Here is an 18,384-nt window from a genome sequence, read left to right as displayed (position 1 = left end):
ATCGCCACTGGATGCCGCCGCCATGTCCACCACTGTTCACTACCTCTATGACCCGCTGTGCGGCTGGTGCTACGGCGCAACGGCGGTGGTCTCGGCGTTGCAGGCGCGGGCCGATGTCACCCTGGAATTGCTGCCCGCCGGCCTGTTTCTGGGCGCTGGCGCCAGGGCAATGGACGACACCTTCGCCGGCTACGCCTGGTCCAACGATCAGCGCATTGCGCAGCTGACCGGCCAGGTTTTCAGCGAGCAGTATCGTCAGCGCGTGCTTGGCGATCGCCAGCAGCGCTTCGACAGCGGCCTGGCGACGCTGGCGCTGACGGCGGTGGCACACATCGATCCCTCGCGCGAAGTGCATTTGCTCGGTGCCATCCAGCAGGCGCGTTATGTGGAGGGCGATGATGTGACTGCATTGGGCACGCTGGCTGGCCTGCTGCAATCGCTGGGTCTGGAGCAGGCCGCGAAGCAGATCGCCGCGCCGGATGCGCAGCTGCTTGCGCTGACGCAGGCACGTATCGACCAGGCGCTGGCGTTGTTGCAGGAATTCGATGTGCGCGGCGTGCCGACGTTGGTTGCACAGTCGTCTGGCAAGCGGTGGTTGCTGGATGTCGGGGCGGGTTATGGGAACCCCGATCTAGTCCTGCGGCAGTTGGATGCTGGGCATTTTTAGGCGGCCGGGTGACTGGTTTCTCGTTGTGGGGTTGACTGTCTCGCAGCGGACCTTCACCCACACACGTCTCCAGTGAAGGGGCTGTCTCCCGCCGCACCCTCACCCCAACCCCCGCTCCGCGCCCCGGCCCGCGCCAGTGGTGCGGGCGCACCAAGGCACACGCGCCAGTGGCGCGTAAGCCGTGCCCTGGTGCCCCGGCGGGAGAGGGGCTCTCGCTCCCTTCTCCCATCGGGAGAAGGTGGCGCGTAGCGCCGGATGAGGGGAAGGGCGCACGTGCTGCCCCGGCCCAGGCTTCGCTTTGCACGCGCGCTGATCAAAGCGTTTCAACCCAACTCCAGCCCTAGCTCCACTCCACCTCAAACCATCGCCATCCCAAAAGGCCAAAACCAATGCCAACCCGACGAGACGTCATCAAAACCCTGGCTGTTGCGAGTGTCGCGACGGCCTTCTTTGGAGCGAATACCGCCATGGCTGCACAGACCACACTGACCTATCACCATTTCCCCGCCGGCGAACATGGGTTCTTCCGCGCGCCAGTCCTGATTTCCGGCGCACGCGATGCGGTGCTGATCGATGGCGGCTTTACGCTGCCCGACGGCAAGGCGCTGGCCGAGGCCATCCGTGCCAGCGGCAAGACGCTGACCAGCATCTACATCAGCCAGAGCGACCCGGACTATTACTTCAGCCTGGCGCCGATCAAGGCCGCGTTTCCCAAGGCGCGCGTCATCGCCGCCTCGGCCACCATCGCGGCGATCAAGGGCAATATCGAAAAGAAGCTGGCCACCTGGGGCCCGCAGCTGAAGGAAAACGGCCCGCAGACCCTGGCCGACATCGTGATGCCGGAGGCGTTCGACGGCCATACGCTCACCCTGGAAGACCACGCACTGGAGATCGTCGATGCCGACGGTCTGACCAATCGACGCTACGTGTGGGTGCCGGCGCTCAAGGCGATCGTCGGTGGCGTGCTGGTGTTTTCCGGCACGCATGTGTGGACAGCCGACACGCGCGGTGCCGAAGGGCGTGCCGCCTGGCGCAAGACGCTGCAGAGCATGGCGGCGCGGTCGCCCTCGGTGGTCGTGCCCGGGCACATGGTGCCGGGGGCGCCGACCGATGCATCGGCCATCACCTATACGCACGATTATCTGCTGGCGTTCGAAGAAGAGCTGGCCAGGCACAGCAACAGTGCCGACCTGATCAAGGCCATGACCGCGCGCTATCCCGATGCCGGTATGGCGGTGGCATTGCAGATCGGCGCCAAGGTCGCCACCGGCGAGATGCAGTGGGGCTGATGCAATGACGACGCCGCTGGAGATCATCCGCAACACCTACGAAAACGCGCCGCAAGAAAACGCCAGGCACCTACGCGCCGCGTTGGCCGCCGATGCGCACTGGACCGAAGCGGCCGGGTTCCCGTATGCGGGCACCTACGTCGGCGCGGATGCCATCTTCGCCAATGTGTTTCAGCGTCTGGCCACCGAGTGGGAAGGCTATCAGGCCAAGGTGCATGCCTATCTGGCCGACGGCGAGCGCGTGGCTGCATTTGGCGTGTATTCCGGGCGTTATCGCAAGACCGGCAAGACCATGCAGGCTTCGTTTGCGCATCTTTACCACTTCCAGGACGGCAAGATCGTGCGGATGGAGCAGGTGGTGGATAGCGCGATGGTGGTACGGGCACTGGCGGCGGACTGAGGCCGTTGCCGCTGTGTGTCGAACGCGCAGCATCGGTGCGCGTTCGGCTTTTGGGCGTAGCCATTGCAGGATCCGCACACCGTGGCGAGCCGTTATCGGTTCGGTGCGCGCGGCGTGCGGCATCCGTCATGCCTGCGTCGCGCTGCGCATTCCGTAACGCGGCCCCACATCCACCCGACAGTGCGCACCGTCTGATTGATTGCTGCTGGATGCAACGCAGGTCGCGCTATGCGGCGTGCTACGCGCACACGCATGGAATGCGGCCGAGGTCATCACCGGCTCGCCGGTCGCCGGGTCGTTCTGGTCGTCGAAGCGCGTCACTATTTGGGTTGGGCTTGCCGAAACGCACTGGCGCAGCGGCGGACTGCGGCAGGTTCGCGCGCTTCTGGAATAATGCAGGCTTGGCGGCGACGCCGGTCTGCATCCCGGTCTGTTGCGGGGTGCGGAGCAGCCACGCCTCTCCAGCCGCATTCGCATAGGCCTTCCCATGTCCCAGACCCTTCGCATCGCCATGGCGCAGTTCGACTTCCCGGTCGGCGCCGTGGCGCGCAATACCGATCGCATCATCGAGTTCATCGTGGCAGCGCGCGACGAGTTCGGGGCAGACATCGTGTTGTTTCCCGAGCTGGCGATCAGCGGCTACCCACCGGAAGATCTGCTGCTGCGGCCCGGTTTTCTGGCGCATTGCGAAGAAGCGCTGGCACGCATCGCCGCCAGCACGCGCGGGATCGTGGCAGTGGTCGGCTGGCCGCAGAGTGCCGGCAGCGTGGTCTACAACGCGGCCAGCGTGTTGCGCGACGGGCGCATCGCAGCGACCTATCGCAAACGCGAGTTGCCCAACTATGCGGTGTTCGACGAGCGCCGCTATTTCGACGTGGATCCGGATGGCGACAACTGCGTGGTCACGGTCAAGGGCGTGCAGGTGGGCGTGGTGATCTGCGAGGACCTGTGGTTCGCCGAGCCCTTGGCCAGGACCGTGCAGGCCGGCGCCGAGCTGGTGCTGGTGCCCAATGCCTCGCCGTACGAGCGCGGCAAGCACGCGCAGCGCGATGCCTTGCTGGCCGAGCGCACCCGCGAGAGCGGGGCGGCGATTGCCTATCTCAACGTGGTCGGCGGCCAGGACGCGCTGGTGTTCGACGGCGCATCGGTGGTGGCCGATGCCGACGGCACCGTGCATCCGGCCGCTGCCGCGTTCGTCGATCAGTGGCTGGTGGTGGACTACGCCGCCGGCGAGCGCAGCTTCACCCCGGTGGTGTGGGTGGACGATGGCGACGAGAGCATGGACGCGCTGGCCTGGCGCGCGGTGGTGCGCGGGTTGCAGGACTATTGCCGCAAGAATGGCTTTACCAAGGTGTGGCTGGGCCTGTCCGGCGGCATCGATTCGGCGCTGGTGCTGGCGATGGCAGTCGATGCGCTGGGGGGCGACAACGTGACCGCGGTGCGGCTGCCGTCGCGCTACACCGCCAATCTTTCCAACGATCTGGCCGAGGAGCAATGCCGCGCGCTGGGCGTCAAGCTGGAAACCATTGCGATCGAGCCGGCGTTCGAAGGCCTGCTCGCCGCACTCGGCCCACTGTTCGAAGGCACCCAGCCGGATATCACCGAAGAAAACCTGCAGTCGCGCAGCCGCGGGGTGATCCTGATGGCGCTGTCCAACAAGTTCGGCGGGCTGCTGTTGACCACCGGCAACAAGAGCGAATACGCGGTGGGTTACGCCACCATCTACGGCGACATGTGCGGCGGCTACGCCCCGCTCAAGGACCTGTACAAGACCGAAGTATTCGGCCTGGCCAAATGGCGCAATACCGTGGGCGGCGCGCCGGTGATTCCGCCGGCAGTGATTTCGCGCCCGCCTTCTGCCGAGTTGCGCGACAACCAGACCGACCAGGATTCGCTGCCGCCGTACGACGTGCTCGACGGCATTTTGTATCGCTACGTCGATCAGGAGCAGTCGCGCGACGACATCGTCGCCGCCGGCTACGCCGCCGATACGGTCGAACATGTGTTGCGGCTGGTGCGGCTCAACGAGTGGAAGCGCCATCAGTCCGCGCCCGGCCCGAAGGTGTCGCGGCGCGCCTTCGGTCGCGAGCGGCGTTACCCGATCACCAATGGCTACTCCGGTCAGTAGCCGGGCGCGCCGGCTGCCGCTGCGGTGGCCGGCGGTTGGGCGAAGCGGGTGAGCAGGTCCAGGGTGGGCTTGGGCCGCGCCAGGTCGTACATCAGGCCGAAGTGGCCTTCGGCGCCCTGGATCGTGGTCTGGTCCAGCAATTCGTACACGTTCACTTCGGACACCACATCGGCATAGTTGGCGCGCACGTTGCTTAGCAACTGCGCCAGGCTGTCGTAGCAGCCGCGATCGCCTGCCGCACCGCCGGTGGTATTGCCGGTATAGATCTCTGCACAGTTCAGCTCGTTGAAGAATATCGGCGTGTTGTAGGTCTGCGCGGCGGTGCGCAGCTGGCCCAGGTACAACTCGGTCCAGTAGCCGGCATCGTGGTGGAAGGCGTAGTAGTGGAAGCTGATGTGGTCGAAGTCGAAACCGGCCGCCTTGGCCTTGGCCAGAAACCACAACGAGCCATTGCGATCGCCCGGGCAGCGCGCGTTGGCGCTGCGGTCGTCGCTGTTGCAGGCGGTGATGTTGATGGTGAAGCGCAGGCCGGCGCCCAGTTCGTTGGAAGCCTGGCGCATGCCCAGATACATCGTGGTCATCGCCGCGATGCGGGCATCGGCCTCGGCGCGCACCAGATCCTGTTCGTTGCCGATCTCCCAGACCTTGATGTCGGCCGCATAGCGACGCGCCAGTTGATAGCCGATCTCGCGCGACATCGGGTAGACCATCGGGCGCAACGTGATGCCGTACTGACGCGCCAGCGGGACCAGGGCATCCAGCGTCGCGTAATCGCGCGGGTCCACATCGAACCGGTAGCTGCGCAGGTTGCGCGCGGCCAGCAGTTTGAAGCGTGCCTCGGCCTGGGCCATGGGGTAGCCGGGGCGATTGTCGTGGGCGTTGACGCCGTAGACGATGGGCGCCGCAGTAGCGGTCGCGGTCAGTGTCGCCAGCAACAGCGCGAGCATCGACAACACGATGGAGCGAGACATGCGGCCTCCTTGGCTGGCGCCGGTGGGGAGTCGGATCTTCTTCGAGGCCGAGTATAGGCAGCGCGTGCGGGCGGTTCGGTGACCTGGTGCCAGGTCTGGCGACGTGCTCGCAAGCGCTGCAGGCCGGAGCGCTCAGGGCTGCGAGAACGCGTGGGGTGCCGGCGAGCGAATACGTCATGCTGGACGGTCGGTCGCCCGGTGGATCAGACGTGACCGTCGTCTGGCACCGCAATGGCCTGCGGCAATCGGCACGCCGCCACCGCAGGCGTGTTGCTGCATCCGCATTGCCGTAATGAAAAAGGGGCCTTGCGGCCCCTTTGTGTCTTCAGCTGCGTCCGCTGTCTCAGTCGCGACTCATCTGCGAGTTGCGCTCGCCGCTGGCGGCGGATTTCTCGCCAGCGAACGGGTTGAGCTTGCGGATGGCCCACGGGTACTTGGGCCAGTTGCCGGTCAGCCACGGATGCTGCGGGCTGTTGAGTTCCAGCACGCGGCGCGCGTCGGCGGCCAGGGTCTTGTTGCCCAGATGCGTATAGGCCTCGGCCAGCACCGCGACCGCGTCGTACTGGTAGGCGCTCTGCGGATAGGTTTCCAGCAGGTAATTGGCACGACCGGCCGCCGAGACCCAGGCATTGCGGCGCAGGTAGTACAGCGCGTTGTCCAGCTCATGCTGGGCGAACACGTCGCGCAGTTCGATCATGCGCTTGCGCGCATCCGGCGCGTAACGGCTGTTCGGATAGCGGTCGGTCACGGTGTTGAAGTCGTTGTAGGCCTGCTGCGGCGAGGACAGATCGCGACGGCTCGGGTCCAGCGACCACACGCGGCGCAGGAACACCGTGTCGCGGTTGCTGTTGGCCAGCCCGCGCAGGTAGTACAGATACGAGATGTTGCGATGGGTCGGGTAGGTGCGGATGAAGCGGTCGACGCTGGAGACGGTGTCGTCGTGCTTGCCGGCCTTGTACTGCGCATACGCAGTCTCGATCATCGCCTGTTCGGTATACGGGCCGTACGGGTACTGGGCGATCAGGCGCTTGTAGCTGGCTTCGGCGCCGGCCCAGTTGCCTTTCTCCATCAGACCGTGGCTCTTGCCGTACAGCTGCTCGACCGGCATGCCTTCGTCGGGATTCTTGTTCTTGGCGCCGCGGTGGCAACCGGTGACGACGAACGCCATCACCAGCATGAGGGCAATCAGGCGCGCAGGCGCGGAAAACGTGGACCGTCGGATCATGGGTCTGGGCAGGACGCATCAGGAAAACGAGAGCGCGATGATAGCCTAGTGGCCTGTCCGGCGACTGACTCCCGCCGCCCGGACCCCAAATTCCCGCTTTTGCCTGAGTGCCTGTGTCCATGTCCGACCCCTCTGCCGACCCCCTCGACCCGTCCATCCGCCAGGCCATCGTGCCCGACAACGCCGCAGGGCGCCGTTTCGACGCGGTGCTGGCCGAGCTGTTCCCCGAATTCTCGCGCTCGCGGCTGTCGGAGTGGATCAAATCCGGCGATGCGCTGCTGAACGGCGAAATGGCGCGCCCGCGCGACACCTTGCGCGGCGGCGAGAGCGTGCAGGTGCAGGTGGTGCTGGAAATCCAGACCCATTCCGAGCCGCAGGACATCCCGCTGAGCGTGTTGTACGAAGACGACCAGGTGCTGGTGATCGACAAGCCGGCCGGGCTGGTGGTCCACCCGGGCGCCGGCAACCCGGACGGCACCCTGGTCAATGCGCTGCTGTTCCGCGACCCGGCGCTGGCGGCGGTGCCGCGCGCCGGCGTGGTGCATCGTCTGGACAAGGACACCAGCGGCGTGATGGTGGTGGCGCGCACCGTGCAGGCGCAGACCGCGCTGGTGGAGCAGCTGTCCGCGCGCGATGTGCATCGCCAGTATCTGGCGGTGGTGGTGGGTGCGCTGGTCTCCGGTGGCACCGCCAATGCGCCGATCGACCGCCATCCGCGCGATCGCCTGAAGATGGCGGTGCGCGACGACGGCCGTGATGCAGTCACCCACTACCGCCTGCGCGAGCGTTTCCGCGCGCATACCGCGCTGGAATGCCGGCTGGAAACCGGGCGCACCCATCAGATCCGCGTGCATATGTCACATCTGAAATCGCCGATCGTCGGCGACCCACTGTACGGCGGCGCGCTCAAGTTGCCCAAGGGCGCCAGCGACGAATTGGTGCATGAATTGCGCACCTTCAAGCGCCAGGCGTTGCATGCCGAAACCCTGGAGTTCCTGCATCCGGTCAGCGGCGAGCCGGTGCGCGCCAGCGCGCCGGTGCCGGCCGACCTGCAGCGGCTGATGGCCGCGCTGCGCGAAGACAGCGCGCGCGCCGCCGAGCAGGCACGCCGCTAAGGTGGCAGCCGTCGCGCCGTTCGTGTTGCAGGCCAATTGGCCGGCACCGCCGCGCATCCACGCACTGACCACGCTGCGTTACGGCCTGGGCGAATCGCAGGCGCCGTTCGACACGCTCAATCTGGGCAATCGCAACGCTGCCGACGGCGACGTGCCGGAACGTGTGGAGCGCAACCGGGCGCTGCTGGTCGAGGCGCTGGCACTGCCCGGCACGCCGCACTGGTTGCGCCAGGTGCATGGGGTGGAGGTGGTGCGCTTCGCTGCGCCGCCGGTTGCGACCGGCGAGCCGATCAGTGCCGCGGACGATGTCGCGCCGGGTGCGCAGGAAGCGGTTGCCGATGCTTCGGTGACCGACGTGCCAGGTGTGGTGCTGGCGATCCTCACCGCCGATTGTTTGCCGGTCGTGCTCGCCGCTGACGATGGCAGCGAAGTCGCCGCCGCACATGCGGGTTGGCGCGGGTTGGCCGACGGCATGCTGGAGCGCAGCGTGGCGGCCATGCGCACGCCGCCGCAGCACGTGGTGGCGTGGTTGGGGCCGGCAGCGGGACCGCAGGTGTACGAAATCGGGCAGGACGTGTTCGACGCCTTCGTCGCGCACGATGCGCACGATGCGCAGGCGCAGAGCGCATTTGTCGCCACGCGTCCGGGGCACTGGCTGGTGGATCTGTATGTCTTGGCGCGTCAGCGCCTGCAGCGGGCCGGTGTGCCGGCTGGCGCCATCCATGGTGGCGGGTTGTGCACCATTTCCGACCCGCAACGCTTCTTCTCGCATCGTCGCGATCGCCGCAGCGGGCGCATGGCGACACTGGCCTGGATCGCGCCCTGAGCATGCCGTTGTTCGCGCAGGTGCTGGGGAAGGGCGCGTTCGCGCAGCTGCCTGCGCCGGTGCGTGCGTTGCATTCGGTGCAGCAGCGGCAGACCTTTGCCGGTCGGGCGCAGATCCAGCGCGGTCGCCATCTGTTGGTGCCGGTGCTGGCGTTGCTGAGCCGGTTGCCGCGCAGCGGCGAAGTGGAGGTCGAAGTGGAGTTTCTTGCCGACGCGAATGGCGAGCGCTGGCATCGCTGTTTTGACGGCCTGCCGATGCACTCGCGCTTGTGGCGGCACGGCAACGGCTTGCGCGAACACCTGGGCGCGGTGCGCTTCGAATTCGCGCTGCACGCCGATACGCAGTCGCTGTACTGGCAGGCCACCCGGGTGTGGGCATTCGGCTGGATTCCCTTGCCGGCGCGCTGGTTCGATCAGGTGCGGTGCCGCGAGCATGCCGACGCTGGGCGCTATGGATTTCTGGTCGACGTGCACCTGCCGCTGGTCGGCCCGTTCATTCGCTATGAGGGTTGGCTTGAACCGCGTTGATCCACCGCTCGTTGAGTCGTCTCACTCAGAGCCGTCTCACTCGGCGCTGTCTCATTCAGAGCCGTGTCGCGTGAAGCCGCCTGGCGATAAGCCGCACGCGGCGCCTGCAATCATCGTGTTCGATGGCGTGTGTCTGCTGTGCAATGGCTGGGTCAAATTTCTGCTGCGTCACGATCGGCGTGGGCATTATCGCTTTGCCGCAATGCAGGGCCAGGCCGGACGCGCGCTGTTGTTGCAGCACGGTCTGGATCCGGACGACCCGCTGTCGTTCCTGCTGGTGGATGCCAGCGGCGCCTGGACCGATAGCGATGCAATCGTGCGTGTCCTGGCTGGCTTAGGCGGCATCTGGCGGCTGGCCACTGTGTTGCGTGTGGTGCCCAGCGGCGTGCGCGACACCGGCTATCGCCTGATCGCGCGCAATCGCTATCGCTGGTTCGGTCGCACCGAGCATTGCATGCTGCCAAGCCCCGAGCAGCGTGCGCGGTTTCTGGATTAGCGCTTATCCCAGCGAGCGAGCTCCGCGTAGGAGCGCACTTGTGCGCGATGGGCGTTACCGATAAGGCTTCATCGCGCGCAAGCACGCTCCTACGATAGCGCCCCGATTTTCACGATGGCTGGTTATTCGGTCGCATGTGTTGGATCTGGAACTGCGGACCGGCACATTTGCTTGTCGCCAACGCTGATTCCGCGATTCGGTGCGTCGACGACTTACGCCGCCGCGTTTCCAAAACTTGCACGCACTACGTTTGCGTTGCCGCTATGGGCAGGCTGCAGGCGGAAGATCGACACCGCATCGGCCAGCTCCACTGCCTGTTCTTCCAGGCTGCGTGCAGCGGCGGTGGCTTCTTCCACCAGCGCGGCGTTGCGTTGGGTGACTTCGTCCAGTTGCGCGACGGTGCGGTTGACCTGTTCGATGCCGCTGGATTGCTCGGCGCTGGCGGCGGTGATCTCGCTCATGATGTCGGTGACGTGTTTCACCGAGCCGACGATCTCGCGCATGGTCGCGCCGGCGCGGTGCACCAGGCCCGAGCCCAGTTCCACCTTGTCGGTGGAGTCGGCGATCAGCGTCTTGATCTCCTTGGCCGCATCGGCCGAGCGCCCCGCCAATGCGCGCACTTCCGAGGCGACCACGGCGAAACCACGGCCTTGTTCGCCCGCGCGTGCGGCTTCCACTGCAGCGTTGAGCGCCAGGATATTGGTCTGGAAGGCGATGCCGTCGATGACGCCGATGATCTCGCCGATCTTGCGCGAGGCGGTGCTGATCTGGCTCATGGTGGACACCACATCGTCCATCACCTTGCCGCCACTCTGCGCCACTTCGCCGGTGCGCACCACCAGACGATTGGCCTGCAGCGCGCTTTCCGCATTCTGCTTCACGGTGGAGGTGAGTTCTTCCATGGAGCTGGCGGTTTCTTCCAGATTGGCCGCCTGCTGCTCAGTGCGTTCGGACAGGTCGGTGTTGCCGGCGGCGATTTCCACCGCCGCCTGGCGAATGGTGTCGGAGGCAACCTGGATGCCGCCGATGATCTCGGTCAGCCGGGTCACGGTCTGGTTGGTGTCGTCGCGCAGGCGCGCAAAGATGCCGTGCGCATCGCCCTCCACACGCTGGGTGAGGTCGCCTTCGGCCATGGCGCCGATCACGCGTGCCAACGCGGCCAGGTGGGTTTCCACCGAGTCGTAGATGCGGTTGATGCCCTGGGCCAGCGACAGCAGGACACCGTCCATGCCGTCCATCTGCATGCGCCGACTGAAATCGCCGACCGCGGCGGCATCGATGACCTGGATCAGTGCCTGCTCGGCGTTGACCTGCGCGGTGACGTCCACCCACTGCGCGATGGTGCCCAGCTTGGTGCCGTCGGCGGCGATGATCGGGCTGTAGACGAAGTCGATCTGGCGGCCGAAGAACGGCGCGCGCACGGCCTTGGAGGCATTCAATGCGCGCATGCGGTCGATGGCGGCCTGGCTGTCCGGATAGATGTCGCCGATGCTGCCGCCGACGAAGCCTTCGGCATGGAAGCTGGGGCGGAAGCTCTGCACATCCGGCTCGATCAGCTTGAGCATCGCGAGCAGCTTGCGGTTGGCGAACAGCACCTGGCCGTCGTCGTCGGCGATGCGGATCATGGTGTCCAGATCGTCGAGTGCCTTGATCACGAATTGCCCATGACGCAGGCCTTGTTCCATCACGTCGATGCGGATCGCCAGCTTGTCCTGGGTCGCCTGCAGCGCATGCAGCAGCGGGGCGAGTTCGCCCGAGGCGTTGCGCAGATCCAGGCGCTGGAAGCGCTCATTGCCGATCGCGGTGACTGCACCGATCGCCTGTTCCAACTGCGCGCTGCTGCGGCGACGCGACCACCAGTACAGACCGGCGCTGCCTGCACTCAGCACCAGCAGCGCCGGTACCATCTTCCCAAGCCCTGCCCAGAAGCCGCCGGGAACCAGCGTGGCAGCGTAGAGCATCAGCACGCACAGCAAGCCGATCTGCGCGGCGGCGGGCACCCAGGCCGTTCCGGTGGCACGCGCAAGGCTCCTGCCGGCAGATGGGCGGGGGACAGCGGTGGCATCGTGTGAAGGCAACATAGGCTGGGTCCGACTAGGTGATCTGGGATGGGGACGCGTCCGGCAGGAAATACGCTGCAATGGGGTATCGGCGGCTGAGCCCGAATCATGACGGCGTGAAATTGCCGTTCGTCGGAACGTGCGACCTATATGGCTAAAAAGACCGATGTGATTGATTTGGAAGCGGTTTCAGTGCGGCTCGGTACACAACGGACTGCGGATCAGGTCTGCCGCTCGCCTTCTGAAATGTAAATTCCGTGTGAAATCTAATCACCTGAAATCTCGCCAAATTTCCTGGGAGACGGGCAATGCGCGGCGCGGGTTTGCGAGACGCACGCCCCATCAGCCGCGACGCTCACACACGCTATTGCGATTCCCGATTCCCGATTCCCGATTCCCAATTCCCCATAAAAAAACCGACCGTCTCGCGACGGTCGGTTCAATCTGTTGCATTCACTAACGCAGTGTCGGCCGATTACTTGGCCGGCGTGGCCTGCGCATCGTCCGGCAATGCCCAGGCGATGACGCTGTCGCCGGACTTGGTTTCCATGCGGTCGTGTCCGCCCACGGCGGCCACGATGTACTGCTTGCCGTCGATGGTGTAGCTCAGCGGGGCGGCCTGCGGGCCGGCCGGCACGCGGGTCTCCCAGACCTGCTTGCCGGTGCGGGTGTCGAAGCCGCGCATGAAGTCGTCCAGGGTCGCGCCGATGAAGGTCACGCCGCCGGCGGTGGCCAGCGAGCCGCTGTTGTTGGGCGTGCCGATCTCGAACTTAGTCTTGGACGGGATGCCCATCGGGCCCTGGTCGTAACCGGTGCCCAGCGGACGCCGCCAGATCACCTGCTGGGTGCGCAGGTCCACACCGGAGATGTAGCCCCACGGCGGTGCCACGCACGGCGTGTTGAGCGGCGACATCCACGGCTCCTTGCGCGCGCCGTAGGCCAGGCCCTTCTGCGCCATGTAGCCGGGGGTCTTGCTCTTGCCGTCGAACACCGACACCACGCCCAGCTCGTCCATCTTCTCGCGGGTATAGACCTGCAAGGTGTACGGCAGGCGATTGCTGTTCATCACCATGATGCCGCGCTGCAGATCGACCGAGACGCCGCCCCAGTTGATGCCGCCGTGGTTGCCGGTGAAGGCCAGCGAGCCCTGCAGGGTCGGCGGGGTGAACATGCCTTCGTAGCGCAGCTGCTTGAACTGGATGCGGCAGGCCAGCTGGTCGAACGGGGTCATGCCCCAGGCATCGGATTCGACGATGGTTTCGTACTCGCGGCTCGGCGCGCCCACGGTATTGGGCATGCCCGGCGAGATCGGCTGCGTGGCAGCGGTAAAGTCGCCGTGATCGGTCCCTTGCGGCACGGCGATCTGCTTGACCGGCATGATCGGCTCGCCGGTGGCGCGGTCCAGCACGAACACCTGGCCGGACTTGGTGGCCTGGATCACCGCAGGACGGGTACCGCCGCCAGCGACCGGCCAATCGACCAGGTTCGGCTGCGGGCCGATGTCGTAATCCCACAGGTCGTGGTTGACGGTGCGGAAGTGCCAACGCTCCTTGCCGGTGGCCGCGTCCACGGCGACCAGGGAGGCGGTGTATTCCTCATCCTGCGGCGTGCGGCCCTTGCCGAAGAAATCGCCCGAGGCGTTGCCGGTGGGCAGATAGACCAAGCCCAGCTCGTCGTCGGCGGACATCAGCGACCACACGTTCGGGGTCGAACGGGTGTAGGTCTGGCCGGCCGGCGGCTCGGCGGTGATCTCCGGATTGCCCAGGTCCCAGGCCCAGCGCAGCTGGCCGGTGAGCGCATCGAAGCCACGCACCACGCCCGAGGGCGCATCGCCTTCCTGGCCGTCGCGCACCTGGCCGGTGGGCTGGATCACCACGCCGCGCATCACCACCGGCGGCGAGGTCGGGCCGACGAAGCCCGGCTTGGTGTTGCCGGTGCCGGCATTGAGGTCCACATAGCCGTTATTGCCGAAGCTGGCGCACAGCTTGCCGGTCTGCGCGTCCAGCGCGCCGAGGCGGCCATCGACCATCGGCCAGAAGATCCGGGTCGGGCACTCGGCGGTGCCTTCCGGCGCCTGGTAGTACGACACGCCCCGGCAGGTGGTGGCGGCAACGCCGGCCATCGCCTTCGGGTTGGTCTGCGGGTCGAAGCGCCAGCGCTCCTTGCCGTTGGCCGCTTCCACCGCGATCACCTTCTGGGTCGGGGTGCAGATGTAGAGCAGCTCGCCGACCTTGAGCGGGGTGTTCTGGAAGGCGTAGCCCAGCTTGGAGCCGGCCGGCTTCAGATCGCCGGTATGGAATTCCCAGGCCACCTTGAGCTGCTTGGCGTTTTCCGGGGTGATCTGCGCGCCCGGAGTGTAGTGGTTGGACAGGTTGGAGCCGGCGTACGACGTCCAGTTGCTGGCATCGTGGTTGGCCGCGACGTTGCCGTCCGGGCTAGGCACGTTGGCGCGGCTGAACGGCGTTGCGTTCTCGGCCGGCAGCTTGGAGGCATCGGCCAGTTCGACATTGCGCGGCAGCAGCAACGGCCACAGGATCAGCGCTGCGCCCAGGATCGGCAGCACGCCGGTCACCAGTACATAGCCCAGACCCGACAACGGCTGCATGCGCCTGCGCGCCACGCCCCAGAACGGCAGCAGCACCAGGCCCAGCACCGAGATCATGGCCAGACGTGGGACCAGGCCCCAGCCATCCAGGCCCACTTCCCACAGCGCCCAGGCGATGGTGGCCGCCAGCGTGGCGCCGAACAGCCACAGGCCGGCACGCTTGCCCAGCGCCAGCAAGACGCCAGCCAGGAACAGGCCGATGCCTGCCAACAGGTAGTACCAGGAACCGCCAACGGCAACCAGGCGGCCGCCTTCGTAGGCGAGCACCGCACCGAGCACGGCGATCACCACCGCATAGGCCACCAGCAACCAAGTGCCTAGCCCACGTTTTGAGGATTGATCAGTCATTTTGAGATGTCAGGAAGGACCCAGGCACCGGCAGACGGTGGCGAGTCGTGGAGGGAGAAAGATCACAGGCTGGCAAAGGGCGGCCCCGATCTAACAAAAACGTCCTAAATCGAACGTCCGGATATGAACGCGCAGCCCCTCCCAGGGTCCTCAGCGCTACTCATGTGAATATTTTAGACCGCAACCACGCTCGTGTCCGTGACGGAATGAGAACCAACGTTCCAGGCTGTACATCTGGAACGTTGGAATTGCTCAAATCCGATGCGGCTGGAGATTGCTTTGGGTGGCAGGCGGTGTCGGGTGCATTCGCGTGTGGTGGCAAATGCAGGATCCTGCAGTAGTTCTATTGAGTTATTGACTCAGGCGGCGAGGCGGGGATTTGGCATTCGGGAGGGGAGATTTCTGGAAGCTGGGGTTTGCGCTTCGGAAATTTTGACTTGTACGTGCACGCGTACCCTCATCCGCCCTTCGGGCACCTTCTCCCGAGGGGAGAAGGGGGGCGCTGCCGGTGCGCAGCGCTTCTGTTTGCCAACAGCATGGTGCTGACAGCTTGCGGAAACCGGAGTCAGATATCTGCAAGTGCCTGCAGGTAGCGCTGGCGCCAGTGGTTGATGTTGTTCTTGCGCAGGTGATCCATCATCGCCCGCCAGCGCTCGATGCGCGTGGCCAACGGCATGCTGGCGGCAGTCGCAATCGCATCGGCTACGCCATCCAGATCGTGCGGATTGACCAGCAGCGCCTCTTTCATTTCGTCGGCCGCACCGGCCAATAACGACAGCACCAGCACGCCTGGATTTTGCGGATCCTGCGCGGCCACAAATTCCTTGGCGACCAGATTCATGCCATCGCGCAGCGGCGTGACCAACCCGACCGAGGCGGCGCGATAGAAACCGGTCAACGTGGCATGGCTGAAGTTCTGATTGACGTAGCGCAGCGGCGTCCAATCCGGCTCTGCATGTCCACCGTTGATGTGGCCGGCGATCTGCTCCAACTGCCCGCGCAGCTGGCGATACTCGTTGACGTCGCCGCGCGAGACCGGCGCGATCTGCAGATAGGTCAGGCTGCCGGATTGCTCCGGATAGCGTTCCAGATAGCGCTCGAATCCCTGGAAGCGTTCCGGCAGGCCTTTGGAATAATCCAGACGATCGACACCGATCGCCAGCTGACGGCCGCGCAGGCTTTCGCGCAGATCGCGTACCGCCTGCTTGCCGACCGAGGCCTTCGCCTGGTTGGCGATCAACTCGGTATCGATGCCGATGGGAAAGGAGGCTGCGCTGAAACGACGCCCGCCCGGACCTTCGACAATGTCGCCTTCGAGAATGCGCCCACCGCCGAACAGACGCACGTAGGCCTTGAAGCGCTCCGCATCGCGCTGGGTCTGAAAGCCCACCAGATCGTACGCATAGAAGGTGCTGAACAAACGCGCATGATCGGGCATGGCCTGCATCAGGTCGGCCGAGGGCATCGGCACGTGCAGGAAGAAGCCCATCTTGCAGCCCACACCCAGCTCGCGCAGCATCGCGCCCAGCGGAATCATGTGGTAGTCGTGGATCCACAGCGTGTCGCTGTCTTTCAGCAACGGCGCCAGTTTTTCGGCGAACAGCCGATTGACGCGCATATAGCCTTCGCGCGTGGCGCGGTCGTAATCGACCAGGTCCAGACGAAAGTGCAGCAGCGGCCACAGGGTACGATTGGCGAAGCCGTTGTAGTACGAATCGATGTCGCGTTTGTTGAGGTCCATGGTGACGAACTTGATGTCGCCATCGGTCTGCTCATGCATGCCGCCGCTATCGCCGCGCACGGTCTTGCCGCTCCAGCCGAACCACACCCCACCGCGCTCCTTGAGCGCGGCCAACAAGCCAACCGCCAGGCCGCCCGCACGGTTTTCGCCGGGCACTGCAACGCGGTTGGATACCACCACCAAACGACTCATGACGCCTCCTGCCAGCTCCGCGACAAGCGCATCGCTGCAATGATCAAACCCACATGCGAATAGGTCTGGGGGAAATTCCCCCAGGCTTCGCCGTCTTCAAACGATAGATCCTCGGACAGCAAGCCGAGGTGATTGCGGCGCGAGAGAATGCGCTCGAACAGTTCACGTGCTTCGTCCTTGCGACCGATCGCGGCCAGCGCGTCGATGTACCAGAACGTGCAGATGGTGAAGCTGGTTTCCGGCGCACCGAAGTCATCCGGTGCGATGTAGCGATACAGTGCATCGCCATGCTTGAGCACGCGGCCGACGGCTTCCACGGTGCGCACGAAGCGGCTGTCGTCGTTGCCCACGATGCCGATATCGGCCAGCAACAACAGCGAGGCATCCAGGCGGTGGCCACCGAGCGTGTCGGTGAAGTGGCCGTGTTCGTCGCTCCAGGCTTCCGTCAGCACGCGCTCGCGAATGCTGTCGGCACGTTCGCTCCAATACACGCTGCGCTCGGGCAGCACCAGGCGGTCGGCGATCTTGGACAGGCGATCGCAGGCGGCCCAGCACATCGCGGCCGTATACGTATGCACTTCGGCGCGGCCGCGGAATTCCCACAGGCCGGCATCGGGGACGTTGTGCAGCGCGAACGCGCGCTCGCCCAGCGGCTCCAGGCGACGGAAAGTGTCCGCATCGCCCTGATCCTTCAGACGCAGATCGAAGAACAGCTGCGTCGAAGCCAGCACCACGCTGCCATACACATCGTGCTGCTTTTGAATCCAGGCCAGGTTGCCGCGTCGCACCGGGCCCATGCCGCGGTAGCCGTCCATGGTGTCGACTTCGTGCTCTTCCAGCTGCGATTCGAAACCGATGCCGTACAGCGGCTGCAAGGTGCCGTCGCTGGTGGCGATATTGAAGATATAGCCGATGAATTGCTCCATCGTGCGCGTGGCGCCCAGGCGATTGAGCGCGCGCACCACGAACGCGGCATCGCGCAGCCAGCAATAGCGGTAGTCCCAGTTGCGCGGGGTATTGGGCGCTTCCGGAATCGAGGTGGTCATCGCCGCGATGATGGCGCCGCTGTCTTCGTACTGGCACAACTTGAGTGTGATCGCGCTGCGGATCACCGCTTCCTGCCAGTCGAGCGGAATCGACAGGTAGCGCACCCCATTCGCGCCAATATTCTTCGGTGCGTTCCTGCGCTTCCTGCACGTAACCGGTGAGCGAGCGGGTCAGCGATTCGTCCACGCCCAACACCAGATTGACCGGGTGGCTGAGCACGAACGGCAAGCCATCGCGGACGAAGCGCACCGGCACATCGGTGGTCAGGCGCAGGGTGAATTCGGGCAGTACCCAACGGATATGATTGCTGCCCCAGGTGGTTTCCGGCGTGCGGCCGCCCCAGTCGGCCAACGGGCGTGCGCGCACGATGATGCGCGGGTTACCGGCCAGGGGGCGAATCTGCCGGATGATGCTCACCGGCCGATAAAAACGCCCGTTATTGCGCCAGCGCGGTGCGAAGTCGATCACTTCCACTTCGCCACCGTGGCTGTCGCGCAACACGGTGCGCAGCACGGCGGTGTTGGGCAGGTAATGCTGCTCGCTGCTTTCGAAGTCCTCCAGCTCGACGGCGAAGTCGCCGCCGTCGCCCTTGGGCGAGAGCAGCGAGCAGAATGCAGGGTCGCCATCGAAAGCCGGCAGGCAACTCCACACCACACGTGCCTGCCGATCGACCAATGCACCGAAACTGCAGTTGCCGATGACGCCCAGATCCAGGTTTGGCTCGGTCATGGAGTGCGAACGATCCTT

At 65.4% G+C, this 18,384-nt stretch carries 13 protein-coding genes and 1 pseudogene; 8 read left to right on the top strand and 6 right to left on the bottom strand.

The window, feature by feature from the left end; translation table 11 throughout:
* The first annotated feature begins 22 nt into the window (after positions 1 to 22).
* The 4 genes from NYR97_RS02430 (at position 23) to NYR97_RS02415 (ending at position 4,484) form a co-directional block, all read left to right on the top strand.
* A complete protein-coding gene (locus NYR97_RS02430) occupies positions 23 to 667 on the top strand; it encodes a DsbA family protein (RefSeq protein WP_316696520.1) in 645 nt (214 codons plus the stop codon).
* Between the two features lie 467 nt (positions 668 to 1,134).
* A complete protein-coding gene (locus tag NYR97_RS02425) occupies positions 1,135 to 1,956 on the top strand; it encodes an MBL fold metallo-hydrolase (RefSeq protein WP_316696518.1) in 822 nt (273 codons plus the stop codon).
* Between the two features lie 4 nt (positions 1,957 to 1,960).
* Positions 1,961 to 2,356 (top strand): nuclear transport factor 2 family protein, encoded by a 396-nt coding sequence (locus NYR97_RS02420; protein WP_210763046.1) that lies wholly within the window; start codon positions 1,961 to 1,963, stop codon positions 2,354 to 2,356.
* Positions 2,357 to 2,843: 487 nt separating this feature from the next.
* Positions 2,844 to 4,484, top strand: coding sequence for an NAD+ synthase (locus tag NYR97_RS02415; RefSeq protein ID WP_316696515.1), 1,641 nt, complete (start codon positions 2,844 to 2,846; stop codon positions 4,482 to 4,484).
* Here NYR97_RS02415 and NYR97_RS02410 read toward each other — a convergent pair.
* Complete coding sequence (locus NYR97_RS02410; RefSeq protein WP_316696514.1) at positions 4,478 to 5,455, bottom strand: glycoside hydrolase family protein; 978 nt, start codon at positions 5,453 to 5,455, stop codon at positions 4,478 to 4,480. The two genes, NYR97_RS02415 and NYR97_RS02410, sit on opposite strands and share 7 nt — an antisense overlap.
* A gap of 343 nt (positions 5,456 to 5,798) precedes the next feature.
* Positions 5,799 to 6,680, bottom strand: coding sequence for an outer membrane protein assembly factor BamD (locus NYR97_RS02405; RefSeq protein WP_006450711.1), 882 nt, complete (start codon positions 6,678 to 6,680; stop codon positions 5,799 to 5,801).
* Positions 6,681 to 6,799: 119 nt separating this feature from the next.
* On the opposite strand from NYR97_RS02405, the gene rluD reads away from it, so the two are divergent.
* The 4 genes from rluD (at position 6,800) to NYR97_RS02385 (ending at position 9,644) form a co-directional block, all read left to right on the top strand.
* Positions 6,800 to 7,795: a 23S rRNA pseudouridine(1911/1915/1917) synthase RluD gene (gene rluD / locus NYR97_RS02400; protein ID WP_316696511.1), complete on the top strand. Its 996-nt coding sequence runs from the start codon at positions 6,800 to 6,802 to the stop codon at positions 7,793 to 7,795.
* A 1-nt stretch (position 7,796) separates the two neighbouring features.
* The gene (gene pgeF, locus NYR97_RS02395; protein ID WP_316696509.1) at positions 7,797 to 8,621 is read left to right on the top strand and encodes a peptidoglycan editing factor PgeF; all 825 of its coding nucleotides are present in this window, start codon (positions 7,797 to 7,799) and stop codon (positions 8,619 to 8,621) included.
* Positions 8,622 to 8,623: 2 nt separating this feature from the next.
* A complete protein-coding gene (locus NYR97_RS02390; RefSeq protein ID WP_316696507.1) occupies positions 8,624 to 9,148 on the top strand; it encodes a DUF4166 domain-containing protein in 525 nt (174 codons plus the stop codon).
* 70 nt (positions 9,149 to 9,218) lie between these two features.
* Positions 9,219 to 9,644: a thiol-disulfide oxidoreductase DCC family protein gene (locus NYR97_RS02385; protein WP_316696505.1), complete on the top strand. Its 426-nt coding sequence runs from the start codon at positions 9,219 to 9,221 to the stop codon at positions 9,642 to 9,644.
* Positions 9,645 to 9,856: 212 nt separating this feature from the next.
* Here the strand turns inward: NYR97_RS02385 and NYR97_RS02380 are convergent, their stop codons facing one another.
* The 4 genes and pseudogenes from NYR97_RS02380 to NYR97_RS02365 all read right to left on the bottom strand — a co-directional run bounded on the left by NYR97_RS02380 (position 9,857) and on the right by NYR97_RS02365 (position 18,366).
* Entirely contained in the window at positions 9,857 to 11,725 is a 1,869-nt protein-coding gene (locus NYR97_RS02380) for a methyl-accepting chemotaxis protein (protein ID WP_316696504.1), read from the bottom strand.
* A 454-nt stretch (positions 11,726 to 12,179) separates the two neighbouring features.
* The gene (locus NYR97_RS02375; RefSeq protein WP_316697968.1) at positions 12,180 to 14,618 is read right to left on the bottom strand and encodes a glucose/quinate/shikimate family membrane-bound PQQ-dependent dehydrogenase; all 2,439 of its coding nucleotides are present in this window, start codon (positions 14,616 to 14,618) and stop codon (positions 12,180 to 12,182) included.
* Positions 14,619 to 15,222: 604 nt separating this feature from the next.
* Positions 15,223 to 16,590, bottom strand: coding sequence for an alpha,alpha-trehalose-phosphate synthase (UDP-forming) (otsA, locus tag NYR97_RS02370; RefSeq protein ID WP_210763051.1), 1,368 nt, complete (start codon positions 16,588 to 16,590; stop codon positions 15,223 to 15,225).
* Positions 16,587 to 18,366, bottom strand: a pseudogene (locus NYR97_RS02365) (glycoside hydrolase family 15 protein). Before NYR97_RS02365 ends, otsA begins: the two are co-directional and overlap by 4 nt.
* Positions 18,367 to 18,384 lie beyond the last annotated feature (18 nt).

The organism is Xanthomonas hydrangeae (assembly GCF_032697525.1).
Taxonomy (GTDB): domain Bacteria; phylum Pseudomonadota; class Gammaproteobacteria; order Xanthomonadales; family Xanthomonadaceae; genus Xanthomonas; species Xanthomonas hydrangeae.
The sequence above is the reverse complement of the archived record's forward strand: the minus strand, read 5'-3'. Positions and strand labels throughout refer to the sequence as shown.

Bases quoted from the DNA above. Each gene is read 5' to 3' on its own strand.
- NYR97_RS02430 (WP_316696520.1), top strand. From the start codon at position 23: ATGTCCACCACTGTTCACTACCTCTATGACCCGCTGTGCGGCTGGTGC.
- NYR97_RS02425 (WP_316696518.1), top strand. From the start codon at position 1,135: ATGGCTGCACAGACCACACTGACCTATCACCATTTCCCCGCCGGCGAA.
- NYR97_RS02420 (WP_210763046.1), top strand. From the start codon at position 1,961: ATGACGACGCCGCTGGAGATCATCCGCAACACCTACGAAAACGCGCCG.
- NYR97_RS02415 (WP_316696515.1), top strand. From the start codon at position 2,844: ATGTCCCAGACCCTTCGCATCGCCATGGCGCAGTTCGACTTCCCGGTC.
- NYR97_RS02410 (WP_316696514.1), bottom strand. From the start codon at position 5,455: ATGTCTCGCTCCATCGTGTTGTCGATGCTCGCGCTGTTGCTGGCGACA.
- NYR97_RS02405 (WP_006450711.1), bottom strand. From the start codon at position 6,680: ATGATCCGACGGTCCACGTTTTCCGCGCCTGCGCGCCTGATTGCCCTC.
- rluD (WP_316696511.1), top strand. From the start codon at position 6,800: ATGTCCGACCCCTCTGCCGACCCCCTCGACCCGTCCATCCGCCAGGCC.
- NYR97_RS02390 (WP_316696507.1), top strand. From the start codon at position 8,624: ATGCCGTTGTTCGCGCAGGTGCTGGGGAAGGGCGCGTTCGCGCAGCTG.
- NYR97_RS02380 (WP_316696504.1), bottom strand. From the start codon at position 11,725: ATGTTGCCTTCACACGATGCCACCGCTGTCCCCCGCCCATCTGCCGGC.
- otsA (WP_210763051.1), bottom strand. From the start codon at position 16,590: ATGAGTCGTTTGGTGGTGGTATCCAACCGCGTTGCAGTGCCCGGCGAA.